Below are 17,870 nucleotides of genomic sequence, written 5' to 3'. Positions count from 1 at the left end.
TTAATAATGAAAAAAGCTTTAATAACAGGAATAACAGGACAGGACGGCTCTTATTTGGCAGAACTATTATTGGAAAAAGGATATAAAGTATACGGTCTTATCAGAAGAAAAAGCAGAACGACTTTTGGTAATATAGAACATAGAAAAGACGATATAAAATTTATTTATGCCGATATGACGGATTTGGTATCTTTAGTAAATGCAATGAAAATATCTCAAGCTGACGAAGTATATAATTTGGCAGCACAATCATTTGTAGGAACTTCCTGGGAACAACCTTCGGCGACAGCTGATATAGACGGAATAGGAGCTTTGAATATGCTGGAAGCCATAAAAATAGTAAAACCTGAGGCAAGATTTTATCAGGCATCTACAAGCGAGATGTTCGGTCTTGTTCAGGCTATACCTCAAAATGAAGAAACTCCTTTTTATCCGAGAAGTCCTTACGGAGTAGCTAAGTTATACGGACACTGGATAACTAAAAATTATAGAGAAAGTTACGGAATGTATGCATGTTCAGGAATTTTGTTTAATCATGAATCTGAGAGAAGAGGAAAAGAATTTGTTACGAGAAAAATAACAGATGCAGTTGCAAGAATAAAATTAGGGGTTCAGGATGTATTGGAATTAGGAAATATTGATGCAAAAAGAGACTGGGGACATGCAAAAGATTATGTAAAAGCTATGTGGTTAATGTTACAACAAAATGAAGCGGATGATTATGTAATAGCTACAAATGAAACAAGAACAGTAAGAGAATTTATTGAAAAAGCATTTAAACATGTTGACATGGATGTAGTTTGGGAAGGAAAAAATGAAAATGAAATCGGAAAAGATGCTAAAACGGGAAAAATATTAATTAAAATAAATCCTGAATTTTTCAGACCTGCAGAAGTAGATATACTTATAGGAGATCCTAAAAAAGGAGAAGAAAATTTAGGATGGAAAAGAGAAATTTCTTTTGAAGAATTAGTTGAAAGAATGGTAAAAAATGATTTAAAATTAGTGGAAAAAGAAATAAAAATAAAATCTATTTAATAAAGTAGGAGGAAAATATGTTAGTCGAAATGATGAAACCAGATTTTGAATTTAGAAATTCTGGAGGGGCATTGATACAGTTAGTAAGAGAAGGATGGAAACAAGTAAATGTATTATATTCAAAAAAAGACTCTGAACGGGGAGGTCATTATCACAAAATATGTAATGAAGCATTTTATATTATAGAAGGAAAAATAAAATTGTTATTAGAAAAAGGGGAAGAAAAAGAAGAAAATACGTTCAAAAAAGGTGATATGTTTATGATACATTCTTTTATAAAACATAGGTTTATTTTTTTAGAAGATACAGTTATGGTATCAATGTATGATAAAGGAGTCGAATTAGAAAATGGAGAAAAAGATATTTATGAATAATGAAAAACAAAATGTATACTTAATTGTAGGAGCGAATGGATTTATAGGTTCTTATATGATAAAAAATATCATAGAAAAAACTGATAAAAAAATATTGGCTGTTGATTGTAACATAGAAGGAAAAGAGAATACAAGTCGTCTTGAGTGGTTAGAGTGTGATATAACAAAACAATCAGATATAGAAAAATTAAATATAAAATGTAAAGAGTATGGAAAAGTAAAAGTACTTTATCTTGCAGCTTATCATGCTCCCGATTTGGTAAAGAAAAATCCGAGAAAAGCATGGAATATAAATGTAACATCGTTATCATCTTTTGTGAATTCAATAGAAAATGTAGAGTGTTTCTTTTATTCTTCAACAGAGATGGTTTATGGAGCAGGAGAAAAAAATAAAAAATTTTCCGAAGAAGATATTTTAAATCCTGTGAATATCTATGGAAAAAATAAAGTTGTAGCAGAAGCTATTGTAAAAGGCTACGGTTATAATGTATTAAGATTTCCTTTTTTAATAGGTCCAAGTTTAGAAAAAAATAAAAAACATTTTTATGATGTAATAGTGGATAATATTACAAATAAAAAATCGATTGAAATGTTTTCAGATGCTCTAAAATCAGCATTAGATTTTAATACATTAACAGAATTAATATTAAAATTGATGGAGAGATATACTTCAGAAATGCCGAAATGTATTAATGTTTCGGGAGATGAAAATTTGTCTAAGTATGATATAGGTTTAATGATTGCTGAGAAGTACAATTGTGATAAGAAACTTATAGTGCCGATTTTAATGGAAAGTGATAATAAAATTTTTACAGAAAAAAGAGCTAATTGTACGTTATTGGATAATAAATTATTAAAAAATATACTGGGGATATCTGAAATAAAAATAAAAATATAAAAAGAGAAAGGAGTCGTATTTTAATATATATTTTAAAATACAAATATAAATGAAAAAATTAGCAATAATAAGCAGTTATAATGAATCATGCGGAAATGCATCCTATACAGAAGTATTGAGACAAGGGTTTTCAAAATATTATGAAGTTGATGTTTTGCCGTTACAAATAGATCTTTTATCAAGTAATAATTCAAATATAAAAAAAATAGCTGATAAACATATAGATGAGATAGCAGAGTCTTTGAAAAAATATGATTATGTTAATATACAGTTTGAAGCAGGGTTATACGGAAATACAAAAGGTGATATATGCAGAAGAGTCAAAAAATTAATAGAAACTTCCAATAATTTAATAGTAACTATGCATAGAGTTGATTTGCCAAAAGCAATGTTCAGTTTAAAAACTTTAAAAATATTGTTCTCAAGCAAAAATATTGTTGAAAATATGAGAAGAATAAAAAATGAAATATATTTTAAACAATTATATAAAGACGTGATAAAATTAATAAAAATTCATTCTAAGAAATATAATTCAAATATAATCGTTCATACAAAAAAAGATAAAAAAAATATAGAAAGATTTTTTGATTTTAATAATGTATATGATTTTCCTTTGACGTTTTTAGATGAAAAAGCTCGTTTAAGAAAAAGAAATGATAGTGAAGTTGAGAAATTCAAAGAAAAATATGATTTGGAAAAGAATGATAAAACAATTGGAATATTCGGATATATATCAGAATATAAAGGGCATGAAACTATAATAAAAGCACTTCCTTATTTACCTGATAATTATAAACTTTTAATATTCGGTTCACAACATCCTATGTCTATATTGGAATACTGCCCTTGTGATGGGTATTTAGCAAAACTTATGCATATTATAGAGACAATAGATGAGAAAAAAAAGGAAGAGGGAAAAGAAAAAATATTTAAAGATAGCATCAGCATGAAATTTGAAGAAAATAAAAAAGAAAATTCCTTATCGGGCAGAGTTCGTTTTTTAGGTAATTTAAATGATGATGATTTTTTAGATGCTTTATATTGTTGTGATTTTGCAGTATTACCTTACTTAGAGGTAAATCAAAGCGGTTCAGGAATAGCATCTTTAGTTCTGGAAACAAAAATAAAATCACTTTATTCAAATAATAAAGCATTTACTGAATTAAATAAATATTTTCCTGATACTTTCAGTAGATTTGATATAGGAAATTATATTGAGTTGGCAGGAAAAATAAGAAACTATAAAGAGGACTATACTTCAAAAATAGATGAATGCTTGAAAATTTACAATCTTGAAAATAATATAAAATTACATGTAAAAATTTTCGAAGGAGAATAAGAAATGTTTAAAAACAAAGAAATATTATTTGTAATATCTCAAATGGATTTGAAAACAAGATATCAAAATAGTAAAATAGGTTTTTTATGGTCATTTTTAAAACCGTTATTACAATTTTTTGCATATTATACAGTTTTTAAAGTTTTTTTAAAGATAGATGTTTCAGAAGATTATCCGTTAAGATTGTTTTTAGGAGTTTTGTTGTGGAATTTTTTTGTTGAAGCAACGGGAAATGGTTTAAATTCATATATCGGTAAAAAATCAATTGTTACAAAGATAAAAATAGATAAAGAAATATTGCCTGTAGCTTCGTATTTAACGGCATTAATGAACTTTTTTTTAACAATGATAATATTTCTTATTGTTTTTTTTATTCAAAAAAAGATACTTATAAATTCTTTTAGTGATATTTTTAGATTTTTGTTTTTTTTGATTTTATATGGTATTTTTATAATTTCAATAAATATTCTTTTAGCTACTGTAAATGTCTTGTTCAGAGATTTACAGAATATATGGGATATTATATTGACATATGGTGTTTTTCTTACTCCGATAATTTATACAATAGCTATTCCGCAAGAATATTTGAAAATATATTATTTTTTGAATCCGTTGGCGTATCCTATTGAAGAGATAAAAGCTGCTTTCTTCGGTGTTAACGGATCTTGGGAATCTACAGCTCATTTAACTTCTTTTATTTTATCTGTGATATTGTGGACTGTAATTTCAATGATTGTAAAAAGAAAATTAGGGACAAAGGTGGCTGATTACTTATGATTGAAATAAATAATGTAACTAAAAGATATAAAAAATATGTTGTTCCTTTTAACTCTTTAAAAAGTTTTGTATTAAATTACAAAAAATATAAAGAAGAAAATAAAAAAATAGAAGAATTAATTGCAGTGGAAAATCTAAGTATGAGAATAGAAGCCGGAGAAATATTGTGTATTGTCGGAAGAAATGGGGCAGGAAAGTCAACTTTAGCTAAAATGATTGCCGGCACAACTTCCCCTACAAAGGGAAAAATTACAACTGACGGGAGAATTATTCCCTTTTTGGAACTTGGTGTAGCATTTAACAGTGAGTTAAGCGGTTATGATAATGCTTTATTAAATGGAGTATTATTAGGTATGAAAAAGAAATATATAAAAGAAAAAATACCGGAAATTTTTTCTTTTGCAGAAGTTGAAGATTTTATCGAAACTCCTTTAAAATTTTATTCATCCGGAATGTTAATGAGACTTGCTTTTTCTATAGGGATGTACGCTAATGGGGACATTTATATTTTTGATGAAATACTGGCAGTGGGAGATGCCAATTTCCAAAAAAAATGTTTTGATTCTTTTCAAAACCTTATCGAAAAGAAAAAAACTATAATACTTATAACACACGATTTAGGTACAGTAAGTAAATATGCTACACGAGTCTTATTATTAAACGGAAAAAGTCATAAAATAATTGATGACAGAAATACAATTAAGCAAATGGAAGATATTTCATTTGATGAATTATATATGAGAGAAAAATTTTTATAAATCCGATTTTAATTATTCTGTAAAATTTAAGATAGAGTTTAATAGAAGGAGAGTTGTAATTTATTACAAATACTATTTATATGAAAGTCAAAACAATAAGAAAGTTTTTTATTTTTATATTCGGTACAATGATAGGAATTATTACAATATTGTTTATATTTAAAATTAATCTGCAAACAAAAATTATTGGAAACACAGAACATATTGAAAAACCTGAAATTAATTTTAATAATATTTTATCAGGAAAATATCAACAAAAATATGATAATTATTTTAAAGATACATTTCCGATAAGAACTTTTTTAATAAAAGGAATGAATCAAATTTTATATAATTTCGGTACTTTAAATAATATTGAAAAAGGTTAAAGTAACAGTTTATATTTAGAAACATGGACAAGAAGGTATCTAATGTACGATCTTAGTAAAAAAGAGGAACCGATTTATAAAGACTTACAATGGGAAATTATGTATGAAGCAAATGATGAAGAGATAGATAATTATTTAGATAATATAAAATATATAGATAACTATCTAAAATCTCATAATAAAAGATTGATTTATTTGATAACACCCAATAAATCAGAAGTATATGATGAAAAATTACCTTTAAGATTTAAAGTAATAAACTCTATTATGACAAAAGATCAGAAATCCGTTCTTAGAAAAAAATTAGGGACATACTTAAATAAAAACAAGATTTTAAATATAGATGCTACCGAAATTATGAAAAATCTTAAAAAACAGGGAATAAAAACATTTCCGAATACAGGTGTTCACTGGAATAAAATAGGAAGTTCAAACACAATTATTGAAATGGTGAAATTACTTAGAAACAACGGGTTAGAATTACCAAAAGTAAAACTTTCTGATATAAAAATTCAAAAAGAACCTGCATTTGAAGGTGATCATGATGCCAGGGACTTAATGAATGTTTACTTTGCAACTCCTTTTGATGAAGAGTACTATAATATTGATTTAATAATTGATAAAAGTAACAGAACTGCAAAAGTTTTTGCTATATCTACAAGTTTTATGATATCAATACAAAATTTTTTTGTTATAGATATGCCGTTTAAAAAATTCAAAAAATATGATTATAATCAATATTCTTTGACATTGTCTTATGAAAAAGAAGGTGAAATTTCTACTAATATAGATAATAAAGGATTTGATGACAATAGCTATATAGAAATGCTTAATGAATATGATATTTTATTGATTGAACATACAAGTGCAGCTTTACCGAAATCTCATTTAGAATTTGTAGAAAATTTTGTAAATTATTTAAAAAAAATTCAAAAATAAAATTAAAATAGAAAGGTTTATAATTTTTATGGTTTTTGTATCACCGGTATTTTTATTTTTATTTCTACCTTTAACAATTTTAGGTTATTATTTTATGCATCCTAAACTTAAAAATGTATGGCTGTTTCTAATGTCATTTATATTTTATTCTTGGGGTGGATTAGCATATTCTCTGTTGTTTCTATTTTCTTCATACATCAATTTTTTATTTGGAATATGGATGGAAAAGTCAAATAATAAAAAGTTAATTTTAATTATTTCAATAATTTGGAATTTAGGAATATTAATGTTTTTTAAATATACTTTCTTTTTCTTATATAATATCCAAAGAATTGTAAGAATATTTAACTCCGATTTTGTTATGAATATTCCTAAAATCACTTTACCTATAGGGATTTCTTTTTTTACTTTTCAGATAATGACCTATGTTATTGATTTATACAGAAAAGAAATAAAAGTACAAAAAAAGTTTATAAATTTAGGATTGTATATTTTTCTTTTTCCGCAATTGATTGCAGGGCCGATTGTAAGATATATTGATGTGGAAAATGAAATTAATAATAGAAAAATTGATTTTGAAATGATAAATTACGGAATTAAAAGGTTTATTTCAGGGCTTTTTAAAAAAATGCTGATAGCAAATACTATGGGTATTTGGGCAGATACAGTGTTTAATACATCTTGGGAAAACATGAGTACACCTCTTGCATGGTTAGGTATCTTCGGATATACTATGCAAATATTTTTTGATTTTTCTGCGTATTCAGATATGGCTATAGGATTAGGAAAGATTTTCGGATTTAATTTTTTGGAGAATTTTAATTATCCTTATATTTCAAAAAATGTTCAGGAATTCTGGAGAAGATGGCATATATCATTATCTACATGGTTTAAAGATTATCTTTACATACCTTTAGGAGGAAGTTATCGTGGAAAAAAAAGAACCTATATTAATCTTATAATTGTATTTTTTCTAACAGGTTTATGGCATGGAGCAGCATGGAATTTCGTATTTTGGGGATTGTTTCATGGATTTTTTTTAATTTTGGAAAGGTTGGGATTAAATAAAATATTAGAAAAAATACCTCGCTTTTTCCAACATTTTTATACATTAACTGTAGTAGCTATAGGTTGGGTCTTTTTCAGATCTGAAAATTTTTTAAAAGCTTTAATCTATATAAAAAGATTATTTTTTATCAATTTTGATCATTTGGAATATTTCTTTTTGGAACTCGAAAACTGGAAACTTTTTATAGGGTTTTGTGCTATTATTTTATCTACTCCAATTTTTCCTTATTTAAAAGAAAGAATGATTAAAAAAGTAGATAATGTGAAATATGAAATATTTGAAAGTATAGTGTATATTTTATTATTTTTAATATCTCTAATGTTTATTGCCGGTTCAAGTTTTAATCCTTTTATTTATTTTCAGTTTTAAAAAATAAAAAAGAAATAGGAAAACAAAAGAAAATTATAAGAAATGGAAATATAGAAATATGGTGTGTTTTAGATAAAGATAAAAATGATTTAGATGAGATTTATCAGCAATGGTAAAAAGAATAATTATAAGTTGGTATATTCTAATTGTTCTTTTGAAGTATGGCTTTTATATCATTATAAAGATATAAAAATAGGAGAATGCAGTCAAAAAAATTATGAAAAACTTCTCACTAAACAATTAAATAAGAAATATGAAAAGAAGAGAGGTATAAAGTTTTTCGATGAACAAAAAGAAACAGCTATAAAACAGTCTAAAAAAGTACACGAAAGATATTTAGCAGCAAAAGAAAAAATCAATAACAGAACTAACAGTACAAATTTTTATATTATTCTTGAAAAATTTAAAGAAATCTTTAATAAATATGAATTTAAGTAAAAAACTGAAATCTTTGGAGAAAATATGAAAAAAATAGTAATTTCAGGAATAAACCTTACAGAAGGCGGTCCGTTGACCATTTATAAAGAATGTTTAAAATATATAAAAGAAAATCTTTCCGGGAAATATGAAATAACAGCATTAGTTCATAATAAGAATCTGTTTTCCGAATTTAGTTCGGATATAGAGTTTATTGAATTTAGAGATTCAAAAAAAAGCTATTTGAAAAGATGTTATTATGAGTATTTCTATTTTAAAAAACTTTCTAAAAAAATAAAACCTTATTTATGGTTTTCGTTACATGATATGACACCGAATGTTATTTCTGAAAAAATGGCGACATATTGTCATAATCCTATGATTTTTTATAAAGTAAAGAAAAATAAAATAATAAAAGAATTTAAAATGTTTCTTTTTTCAAAGCTTTATAAATATATTTATAAGATAAATATTAAGAAAAATGATTTTGTTATAGTACAGCAGAATTGGATGAGAAAAGAATTTGAAAAAATTTTTAAAATAAATAATATAATTGTAGCTCATCCCAATGTAAATATAAACGATTTAGAAGTAGATAGAGAAACGGTTCAGGAAGAAAACAGTTTTTTATATCCTGCTTTTCCCAGAATTTTCAAAAATTTTGAAGTTATATGTGAAGCAGTTAAAAATCTTGAAGAGCAGGAAATAAAAAATTTTAAAGTATATTTGACAATAAACGGAAAAGAAAATAAATATTCAGAAGAATTATATAATAAATATAAAACTTCTGAATGTATAAAATTTACAGGATTACTAAATCGCCAAGAGTTGATGAAATATTATAATAAAGTTGAAAATATAATTTTTCCCTCTAAACTTGAAACATGGGGATTGCCGATAACTGAAACAAAAGAGTTTAATAAACCTATAATACTTTCGGATTTAAAATACGCACATGAAACATTGGGAACTTATGAAAAAGTTTTGTTTTTTAATCCCGATTCTGCAGAAGAATTATCCGAAAAAATGAAAATAATGATTTTTAAGAAAAATATAAAATATGATGGTAATATTGCGGGAAATATAGAAAATCCATATTGCAGAAATTGGGATGAGCTGTTTAAAATACTTTTACAGGAAAAATAAATTAAGATATGGTATAATATATCTAATTTGGAAAAATTTTGTGAGAGGCATAAGGCATAAATGGAAAATCAAAATAAATCAATTATATATTTAGGGTTTAATAATCCGATGATTCATAAAAGAGGGGTTGAAAATGTTATTTTATTTCAATCCCGTTCTTTGGAGAAAAATACAAAAAAATATTATATTTTTTTTGGAGAAAAAGATGAAAGATTTATGTGGGAAGATATAAACTGTATTTCTATAAAACATAATTTATTCAGATTTTTAAAGATGAATAAAAAAATAAAAGAAATATCTAAAAAGGAAATGACAATAATTCATTCCCATAATTATTTAATGAGTTTCTTTTTATTAAAAAAAACGGATATTTTTACAGTACATGACGGTCTTTATTATTTGTCAAAGCAGGTAAATCATAAATTTAAAAATATTTTTAAATTTATAGAAAAGAGAGTGTATAAAAAAACTCGATTAGTGCATTTTATTTCCGAGTTTTCAAAAGAACAATCTTTGTATCAAGGGAATAAATCCCGAATAATATACAATACAACACCGCTTGAAGAAGTAAAAATTAATTACGGTAAGAAGAAACAGGAAACGGATAAATTAAAAATATTTACGGTAAGAAGTATGGAAGAAAGAGCAAATATAGATTTGTTAATCGAATTGGCAGAGAAAAAACAGGATTATGATATAAAGATAGCGGGAAAAGGACCTTTACTGAATAAATATAAAAAAATAATAAATGATAAAAAATTGAGTAATATTGAGCTGTTAGGTTATATTTCCGATGAAGAAGTCGGAAAATACTATTTTGATTGTGATATAGTAGTAGTAACGGCAAAATATGGAGAGGGTTTCGGACTTCCGATAATAGAGGGATATTTATATAATAAGCCTGTGTTTGCTTCAAATATTTGTGCTGTTCCTGAAATTATAATTAACAAAGATTTTTTAGTAGAGAATAATTTAAAAGATTTGGAAATGAAGATAGAGAAATATTTGAGTAAAAAGGAGAATATAACTGATTTTAAAGAATATTATAATAAAAAATTTTCTTATAAAAAAATATTGGAAAAATACAAAGAATTACTATATAAATAAAACGAGGTCGGGAATGAAAAAAATATCTTTGGAATTACAATGGGCAATAGGGGAAAAAACAGGAATAGGCTGGTACATCTATAATATAGTTAAAGAATTAAGTAAGTCCGATAAAAATGAATATATAGCTGAATTTATTAATTTTATGGGTAGACATAATATAAAAAGTCAAATAAATTATGATTTAAGAATAAGGCAAAATAGATTTTTAACATATACTATGTATAATTTTTTAACAAAAAAAATGAATATAAGTCATAATTTGATTTTAGGAACAAAATCCAACATATATCATTTTTTTAATTTTACCATTCCTAAAAATATAAAAGGAAAAGTGATTAATACGATTTATGATACAGTATTCATAACAGCTCCCGAAACTATGGGAGATATGAAAAAGATAGAAGAATACAGATATGGTGCCGAGAAATCGGATTTGATTATAACTATTTCCGAAAGTGCTAAAGAAGATATAATTAAAAATCTCAATATAAATGAAAATAAGATAAAAATAGTTTATCCCGGAATAGATATAGAAAATTATTTTAAGAAATGTGAAGAAAGAGAATTGGAAATAGTCAGAAAAAAATACAGTTTACCGAAAAATTATATTCTTTATTTAGGAACGATAGAACCCAGAAAAAATATAGAAAGAATAATAAATTCTTTCCTTAAATATAAGAAGAAAAACAATGATGATTTAAAACTCGTATTGTCAGGGCGAAAAGGATGGAAATATGAAAATATAATGAATCTGATCAAATCAAGCCCGACGGACATAATTTTTACTGATTATATAGAAGAAAAAGATAAAAAAGCTATATACAAAATGGCTAAAATATTTGTTTTTCCTTCTTTATACGAAGGATTCGGTATGCCCGTTCTGGAAGCTATGGCAGCAGGAGTGCCTGTGATTACTTCAAACATTTCATCTTTACCTGAAGTGGCGGGAGATGCATGTATTTTAGTTAATCCGTTGGAAGAAGAAGAAATTTTAAAAGGATATGAAAAAGTCATTTTTGACAGTAATTTCAGAAATAATATGATAAAAAAAGGAATTGAACAATCTAAAAAATATCAATGGAAAGAATCGGCAAAACAACTGGAAAAAATATATGATGAAATATAGATTGTGATATTAACGGTAAGATAAAATGTTGAAAATATTAATAACAGGAGCTGACGGTCAATTAGGATATGATTTTAAAAAGTTATTTGACGGTCTCGGAATAAATTATATAGCAACAGATTATAAAGAATTGGATATAACAAATACAGAGCAATTAAATAAATTTTTCTTAAAAAATAAAAATTTTTCTCATATTATAAATTGTGCAGCTTATAATAATGTAGATAAAGCTGAAAAAGATAAAAAGGTAAATTTGTTAAATATAGAAGCACCTAAAAATTTAGCTGAAATTTCTAAAAAGTTGAATGCAGTTTTTGTTACTTATTCTACAGATTTTGTATTTGACGGAAAGCAAAAAATACCATATAATGAAGAGGATATTCCTGCTCCTTTGTCTGAATACGGAAAAACAAAATTACAAGGCGAAAAGGAGGTTATAACAACTTATAATAAGTCGTTTATAATAAGGACTTCATGGCTCTTCGGAGTAGGGAACAACAATTTTTGCAAACAAGTAATAAATTGGAGTAAAACAAAAAATATATTAAAAATAGTAGATGATCAGATTTCTTCACCTACATATTCCAAAGATCTTGCTTTTCTTTCATGGAAATTAATACAAACAGAAAAATTTGACATATATCATATTTCAAATAATGGAGAAGCAAGTAAATATGAACAGGCAAAATATATTTTAAACAAGATTGGATGGGGAGGAGTTCTTAAAAAAGGAAAGACAAAAGATTTCGATTTGTTTGCTAAAAGACCTGAATATTCCAAATTGTCTTCTGAAAAAATAGAAAAGCTTTTAGGAGAAAGAATACCTGTTTGGCAAAATGCAATAGATAGATTTTTGCAAGAAATGAAAGAAAAGGGAGAATTATAATGGACAGATCTTTTTATGAATTAGTAAAATTAGGAAAAAATTTTATAAAAACAAAAATATTTTTTCCTAAAGCAAGATTAATAAGATTTCCATTTGATGTAAGAGGAAAGAGATATATAAGATATGGTAAGAATTTTACGACAGGAGTAGGCTGCAGAATAGAAGCGTATAAATTTTTTGATTATATTCCTGAAATGAGGATAGGAAATAATGTTCAAATTAACGATTATGTTCATTTAGCTTGTGCGGAAATGCTGATAATAGAAGATGATGTCCTTATAGCAAGTAAAGTATATATTTCTGATATAAATCATGGAAATTATTCTGGAAAAAATCAAACCGATCCGGAAGAAAGAGCAAAAGAAAGAATAATTTCTACAAAATCTGTAAAAATAAGAAAAAACGTATGGATTGGAGAGAATTGTACAATTTTACCGGGAATAGAAATAGGAAGAAATTCTGTCATAGGTGCAAACTCTATAGTAACTAAAGATATTCCTGAAAATTGTATAGCAGTGGGGAATCCTGCTAAAGTAATAAAAAGATACAATCAAAATAGTAAAAAGTGGGAAAGACTATAAAAAAGAAAGGAAGATAAGATGAAAAAAATATTAATGTTTATTACACTTGTATCATTAATAGGAAACCTTGGATTTTCAGCTAATAAAACGAATACTAAGTTTGTGAAAGAGCAGCAGACAACAGGTCCTGATAATAGAGTAAAAGTGACAGAAAATACAGGTATTAATCCTGAAGAACAGAAAATAGAAGAAATGAATAAAATACAGGGAAAAATTGGAAAAAAGAAAAAAGAATCTGAATGGAAATTAGTATGGAGCGATGAATTTAATACGAATCAGCTTGACAGAACAAAATGGAATTATTGGGAAAACAATAATCCCTGGAATTCAGGAAATTATTTGGATGAAAACGGAAATTTGGTAGATCAGTATGGATTTAAAGCAAAACAATATTATTTGAGAGATAATGTAAAAGTAGAAAACGGAAATTTGGTAATAACAGTAAAAAAAGAAGAAAATAAGTTTGTAAAAATAGACGGAAAAGATAGAAAAATATTATACAGTTCCGGTGCGATACATACAAAAGGATTATTTACAATAAATGAGGGAAGAATAGAAATGAGAGCTGCTATGCCTGAAGGTGTAGGAGTTTGGCCTGCATTTTGGACATGGCCTGAAAATTTTTCTCCTGAGTCGGGAAAACTCGCAAATGGAGAAATTGATATTTTTGAAATATATGGAGATAATCTGAGAAGAGTTACAGGAACTGCTCATGCTTTAAAATCTGATAATACTTATCAGTCTTTTACAGGAAGTAATTTGAGAATAAGAAAGTCTGAAGATTTGACAAAATTTAATGATTACGCTGTAGAATGGAATGAGAAAGAGATAAAATGGTTTTTTAATAATAGAATGTATAAAAAAGTTACTTTCAAAAAAATAGAAAAATATACAGATAATCCTTTTGTTGAACCCCATTTTTTAATGATTAATGTTGCTTTACAGGAAAAAACAGGAGAAGACGGGAATATAAAATTTCCTACAGAAATGAAAGTAGATTATGTAAGAGTATATAAAAAAAATTAAAGGAGACAAATTTTATGGAATTTATGGAAAAATACGAATACTGGTTAAATTCAGATTCTGTTGATGAGAAAGACAAAGAGGAATTAAGAAGTTTAAAGGACAATCCTAAAGAAATAGAAGACAGATTCTTTAAGGATTTGAGTTTCGGTACGGGGGGAATAAGAGGAGTAAGGGGAATAGGAACAAACAGAATCAACAAATATGTTATAAGAAAAGCGACTCAGGGGCTTGCAAATTACATGCTTAAATATAATGAAAAAGAAGCTAGGGAAAAAGGTATAATAATAGCTCACGACTGTAGAATAGGTTCGAGAGAATATGCTTTAAATACTGCAAGAGTAATGGCTGCAAACGGTATAAAAGCGTATATTTATTCCGATTTACGTTCCACTCCGGAATTGTCTTTCGGTGTCAGATATAAAGGCTGCCTTGCAGGAATAGTAGTTACTGCGAGTCATAATCCTCCTGAATACAATGGATATAAAGTTTACTGGAGTGATGGAGGTCAAATCGTAGCACCTGAAGTAACAGGAATATTAGAAGAAGTAAATAAAATTAAAACTTTGGAAGAAATAAAAGTCATGTGTGAAAAAGAAGCACGGGAAAAAGGACTTATAATAGAACTTGACGGGAAAATAGATGATGATTACCTTTCTGAAATAAAAAAACAGACTTTAAAAACGAATATTCCGGGAAAAGAAAACTTTAAAATAGTTTATACGCCTTTGCATGGTACAGGCGGAAGACCGATGAAAAGAATATTGTCCGATTTCGGGTACAGTTTTGAAGTAGTAAAAGAGCAGATAGAGCCTGACGGGAATTTTCCTACAGTAGTATATGCCAATCCTGAAGAAGTGGCAGCATTTAAACTTGGAGTAAAATTAGCCGATGAAATAGGAGCAAAACTTGTAATGGCTAATGATCCTGATGCCGACAGAATAGGGATAGCGGTAAAAGACGACAGCGATAACTGGTATTATCCTAATGGAAACCAAATGGGACTGTTATTACTTCAATATTTGTTAAATAATAAAAAAGATATTCCTGCAAATGCAAAAGTGATAACTACAATAGTGTCGACACCTATGATAGATGTTGTGGCACCTGCGAAAAATGTAGGTGTTATGAAAACATTGACAGGATTTAAATACATAGGGGAAAAAATAAGAGAATTTGAAACAGGAAAGCTTGACGGAAGCTATTTATTCGGATTTGAGGAAAGTTACGGATATTTAATAGGAGCTCATGCCAGAGATAAAGATGCGTTGGTAACATCAATGGTAATAGCTGAAATGGCTGCATATTATAATTCGATTGGAAGTTCGATATATAAAGAATTACAAAAATTGTACAAAGAATTCGGATATTATCTTGAAGGAATAAAATCAGTAACATTAAAAGGAAAAGACGGAATAGAAAAAATGACGGCACTAATGTCGGATTTAAGAGAAAACATAAAAGATACGTTGATAGGAAAGAAAATAAAAATCAAAAGAGATTTCGATTCGCATAAAGAGTATAATTTGGAAACGGGAGAAGAAAAAGAAATCAAACTTCCGAAAGAAAATGTATTGCAGTTTGTGTTGGAAGACAATACATATATCACTGCAAGACCTTCGGGAACAGAGCCTAAGATTAAATTTTATTTCAGTGTAAATGCCGATTGCGATGAAAAAGTAAAAGAAAAACTTGAAAATACAATGGAAGAATTTTTGAAAATTTTGAAATTATAAAAAAATGATAATTTACTAGAATAAAACCTCACAGATATTAAGATGTGAGGTTTTTATAAGTAAACTGACAGGAGGATTCTTAAATGAAAACATACTTGGTAACAGGAGCTGCAGGATTTATCGGAGCAAATTATTTGAAGTATATTTTGAAAAAATATGAAGGAAAAGAAGATATAAAAGTAATAGTTGTAGATTCTTTGACTTATGCGGGAAATTTGGGAACGATAAAGGAAGAGTTGGAAGATAAGCGTGTAAAATTTGAAAAAGTGGACATTAGAGACAGAAAAGAAATAGAAAGAGTTTTTGCTGAAAATAATGTAGACTATGTAGTGAATTTTGCAGCAGAGTCTCATGTGGACAGATCTATTGAGGATCCTCAAATATTCCTTGAAACAAATATTCTGGGAGCACAGAATTTACTTGAGAATGCTAAAAAAGCATGGACTGTAGGAAAAGATGAAAACGGATATCCTGTATACAAAGACGATGTAAAATATTTACAGGTTGCAACAGATGAAGTATACGGAAGTCTGCCGAAAGATTATGATGATGCTGTAGACTTGGTAATCGAAGATGAAGATGTAAAAAAAGTTGTAAAGAACAGAACAAATTTAAAAACATACGGGGATAAATTTTTTACCGAAAAAACACCTCTTGATCCGAGAAGTCCTTATTCCGCCTCAAAAGCAGGAGCCGATCATATTGTTATAGCATACGGAGAAACATATAAAATGCCTATAAATATAACAAGATGCTCAAATAATTACGGGCCTTATCATTTTCCGGAAAAGCTCATTCCGTTAATGATAAAAAACGTTCTTGAAGGGAAAAAACTACCTGTATACGGAAAAGGAGATAATGTAAGGGATTGGCTTTATGTGGAAGATCATTGTAAAGGTATAGACCTTGTTTTAAGAGAAGGAAAAGTAGGAGAAATTTATAATATCGGCGGATTTAACGAAGAAAAAAATATAAATATTGTAAAATTGGTAATAGACATATTAAAAGAAGAAATTGAAAACAATGAAGAGTATGAAAAAGTATTGAAAACAGATATAAACAATATAAATTATGACTTGATTACTTATGTTCAGGACAGACTGGGTCATGATATGAGATATGCTATAGATCCTTCTAAAATAGCTAAAGATCTAGGGTGGTACCCGGAAACCGATTTTGAAACAGGAATAAGAAAAACAGTAAAATGGTATTTGGAAAATCAAAATTGGGTAAATGAAGTTGTGTCGGGAGATTATCAGAAATATTATAATAAAATGTACGGCGGAAAATAGGAAAAAAGTTGGAATAAAGATAATTTGCAGTGAAGGAGAATAACTATGAATAATTTTACAATAAAAAATACTCCGATAAAAGATTTGGTAATAATAGAGCCGAAAGTATTCGGAGATTCGAGAGGATTTTTTATGGAAACCTATAATCAAAAATCTTTTGAAGAATTGGGACTTACTATGAATTTTGTTCAGGATAATCATTCCAAGTCAAAAAAAGGGGTTTTGAGGGGATTGCATTTTCAGACAAAACATACACAGGGAAAACTGGTAAGAGTGATAAAAGGGCGTGTTTTTGATGTTGCAGTAGATTTAAGAAAAGAAAGCGAGACCTACGGGCAATGGTACGGAGTTGAACTTTCCGAAGAAAATAAACTTATGTTTTATGTTCCTGAAAGATTTGCTCACGGATTTTTGACTTTGGATGAAGATACGGAATTTGTATATAGATGTACTGATTTATACGCACCTGAATATGACAGCGGTATTTTGTGGAATGACAAGACATTGAATATAGACTGGAAATTTGAAGAGTTCGGAATAAATCCCGAAGAACTGACAATTTCTGAAAAGGATCAAAAACAACAAAATTTTCAACCTGAAAAAAATTATTTTGAATAAAAATTT

19 protein-coding genes are annotated in these 17,870 nt (G+C 27.3%); all 19 read left to right on the top strand.

The features are described 5' to 3' along the window. Positions 1-6: 6 nt before the first annotated feature. The 19 genes from gmd (at position 7) to rfbC (ending at position 17,864) form a co-directional block, all read left to right on the top strand. The gene (gene gmd / locus FVE72_RS11020) at positions 7-1,038 is read left to right on the top strand and encodes a GDP-mannose 4,6-dehydratase (RefSeq protein WP_026738360.1); all 1,032 of its coding nucleotides are present in this window, start codon (positions 7-9) and stop codon (positions 1,036-1,038) included. Between the two features lie 17 nt (positions 1,039-1,055). Then, a complete protein-coding gene (locus FVE72_RS11015; protein WP_026738359.1) occupies positions 1,056-1,412 on the top strand; it encodes a cupin domain-containing protein in 357 nt (118 codons plus the stop codon). Then, complete coding sequence (locus FVE72_RS11010; protein ID WP_051411802.1) at positions 1,387-2,310, top strand: sugar nucleotide-binding protein; 924 nt, start codon at positions 1,387-1,389, stop codon at positions 2,308-2,310. Before FVE72_RS11015 ends, FVE72_RS11010 begins: the two co-directional genes overlap by 26 nt. Positions 2,311-2,359: 49 nt before the next feature. Further along, entirely contained in the window at positions 2,360-3,649 is a 1,290-nt protein-coding gene (locus FVE72_RS11005) for a glycosyltransferase family protein (protein ID WP_026738357.1), read from the top strand. A 3-nt stretch (positions 3,650-3,652) separates the two neighbouring features. Then, positions 3,653-4,426, top strand: a complete 774-nt coding sequence (locus FVE72_RS11000) for an ABC transporter permease (protein ID WP_026738356.1) — start codon at positions 3,653-3,655, stop codon at positions 4,424-4,426. Next, a complete protein-coding gene (locus tag FVE72_RS10995) occupies positions 4,423-5,184 on the top strand; it encodes an ABC transporter ATP-binding protein (RefSeq protein WP_051411801.1) in 762 nt (253 codons plus the stop codon). The genes FVE72_RS11000 and FVE72_RS10995 overlap by 4 nt, the downstream gene beginning before the upstream one ends. A gap of 80 nt (positions 5,185-5,264) precedes the next feature. Next, positions 5,265-5,552, top strand: a complete 288-nt coding sequence (locus FVE72_RS10990; protein WP_026738355.1) for a hypothetical protein — start codon at positions 5,265-5,267, stop codon at positions 5,550-5,552. A 42-nt stretch (positions 5,553-5,594) separates the two neighbouring features. Next, positions 5,595-6,491, top strand: a complete 897-nt coding sequence (locus FVE72_RS10985; protein ID WP_026738354.1) for an alginate O-acetyltransferase AlgX-related protein — start codon at positions 5,595-5,597, stop codon at positions 6,489-6,491. A 286-nt stretch (positions 6,492-6,777) separates the two neighbouring features. Next, positions 6,778-7,929, top strand: coding sequence for an MBOAT family O-acyltransferase (locus FVE72_RS10980; protein ID WP_197734917.1), 1,152 nt, complete (start codon positions 6,778-6,780; stop codon positions 7,927-7,929). Between the two features lie 93 nt (positions 7,930-8,022). Continuing rightward, positions 8,023-8,367 carry an RloB domain-containing protein gene (locus FVE72_RS10975; protein ID WP_081724214.1) on the top strand — a complete coding sequence of 115 codons (345 nt, stop codon included), beginning with the start codon at positions 8,023-8,025 and terminating at the stop codon, positions 8,365-8,367. A 24-nt stretch (positions 8,368-8,391) separates the two neighbouring features. Continuing rightward, the gene (locus FVE72_RS10970) at positions 8,392-9,492 is read left to right on the top strand and encodes a glycosyltransferase (RefSeq protein ID WP_026738351.1); all 1,101 of its coding nucleotides are present in this window, start codon (positions 8,392-8,394) and stop codon (positions 9,490-9,492) included. Between the two features lie 60 nt (positions 9,493-9,552). Further along, a complete protein-coding gene (locus tag FVE72_RS10965) occupies positions 9,553-10,599 on the top strand; it encodes a glycosyltransferase family 4 protein (RefSeq protein WP_026738350.1) in 1,047 nt (348 codons plus the stop codon). 13 nt (positions 10,600-10,612) lie between these two features. Continuing rightward, positions 10,613-11,728: a glycosyltransferase family 4 protein gene (locus FVE72_RS10960; protein ID WP_036056229.1), complete on the top strand. Its 1,116-nt coding sequence runs from the start codon at positions 10,613-10,615 to the stop codon at positions 11,726-11,728. A gap of 28 nt (positions 11,729-11,756) precedes the next feature. Then, entirely contained in the window at positions 11,757-12,614 is an 858-nt protein-coding gene (gene rfbD / locus FVE72_RS10955) for a dTDP-4-dehydrorhamnose reductase (protein WP_026738348.1), read from the top strand. After that, positions 12,614-13,195, top strand: a complete 582-nt coding sequence (locus FVE72_RS10950; RefSeq protein WP_026738347.1) for a DapH/DapD/GlmU-related protein — start codon at positions 12,614-12,616, stop codon at positions 13,193-13,195. Before rfbD ends, FVE72_RS10950 begins: the two co-directional genes overlap by 1 nt. An 18-nt stretch (positions 13,196-13,213) precedes the next feature. Further along, on the top strand, positions 13,214-14,221 hold the full coding sequence (locus tag FVE72_RS10945; protein ID WP_026738346.1) for a glycoside hydrolase family 16 protein: 1,008 nt from the start codon (positions 13,214-13,216) through the stop codon (positions 14,219-14,221). 14 nt (positions 14,222-14,235) lie between these two features. Beyond that, complete coding sequence (locus FVE72_RS10940; protein WP_026738345.1) at positions 14,236-15,954, top strand: phospho-sugar mutase; 1,719 nt, start codon at positions 14,236-14,238, stop codon at positions 15,952-15,954. 83 nt (positions 15,955-16,037) lie between these two features. Further along, positions 16,038-17,246, top strand: coding sequence for a dTDP-glucose 4,6-dehydratase (locus FVE72_RS10935; protein ID WP_026738344.1), 1,209 nt, complete (start codon positions 16,038-16,040; stop codon positions 17,244-17,246). Positions 17,247-17,291: 45 nt separating this feature from the next. Further along, the gene (gene rfbC / locus FVE72_RS10930; protein WP_026738343.1) at positions 17,292-17,864 is read left to right on the top strand and encodes a dTDP-4-dehydrorhamnose 3,5-epimerase; all 573 of its coding nucleotides are present in this window, start codon (positions 17,292-17,294) and stop codon (positions 17,862-17,864) included. The last annotated feature ends 6 nt before the right edge of the window (positions 17,865-17,870 follow it).

It is taken from the genome of Pseudoleptotrichia goodfellowii (assembly GCF_007990505.1).
GTDB lineage: Bacteria > Fusobacteriota > Fusobacteriia > Fusobacteriales > Leptotrichiaceae > Pseudoleptotrichia > Pseudoleptotrichia goodfellowii.
This window is presented reverse-complemented; position numbering and strand designations above follow the sequence as displayed.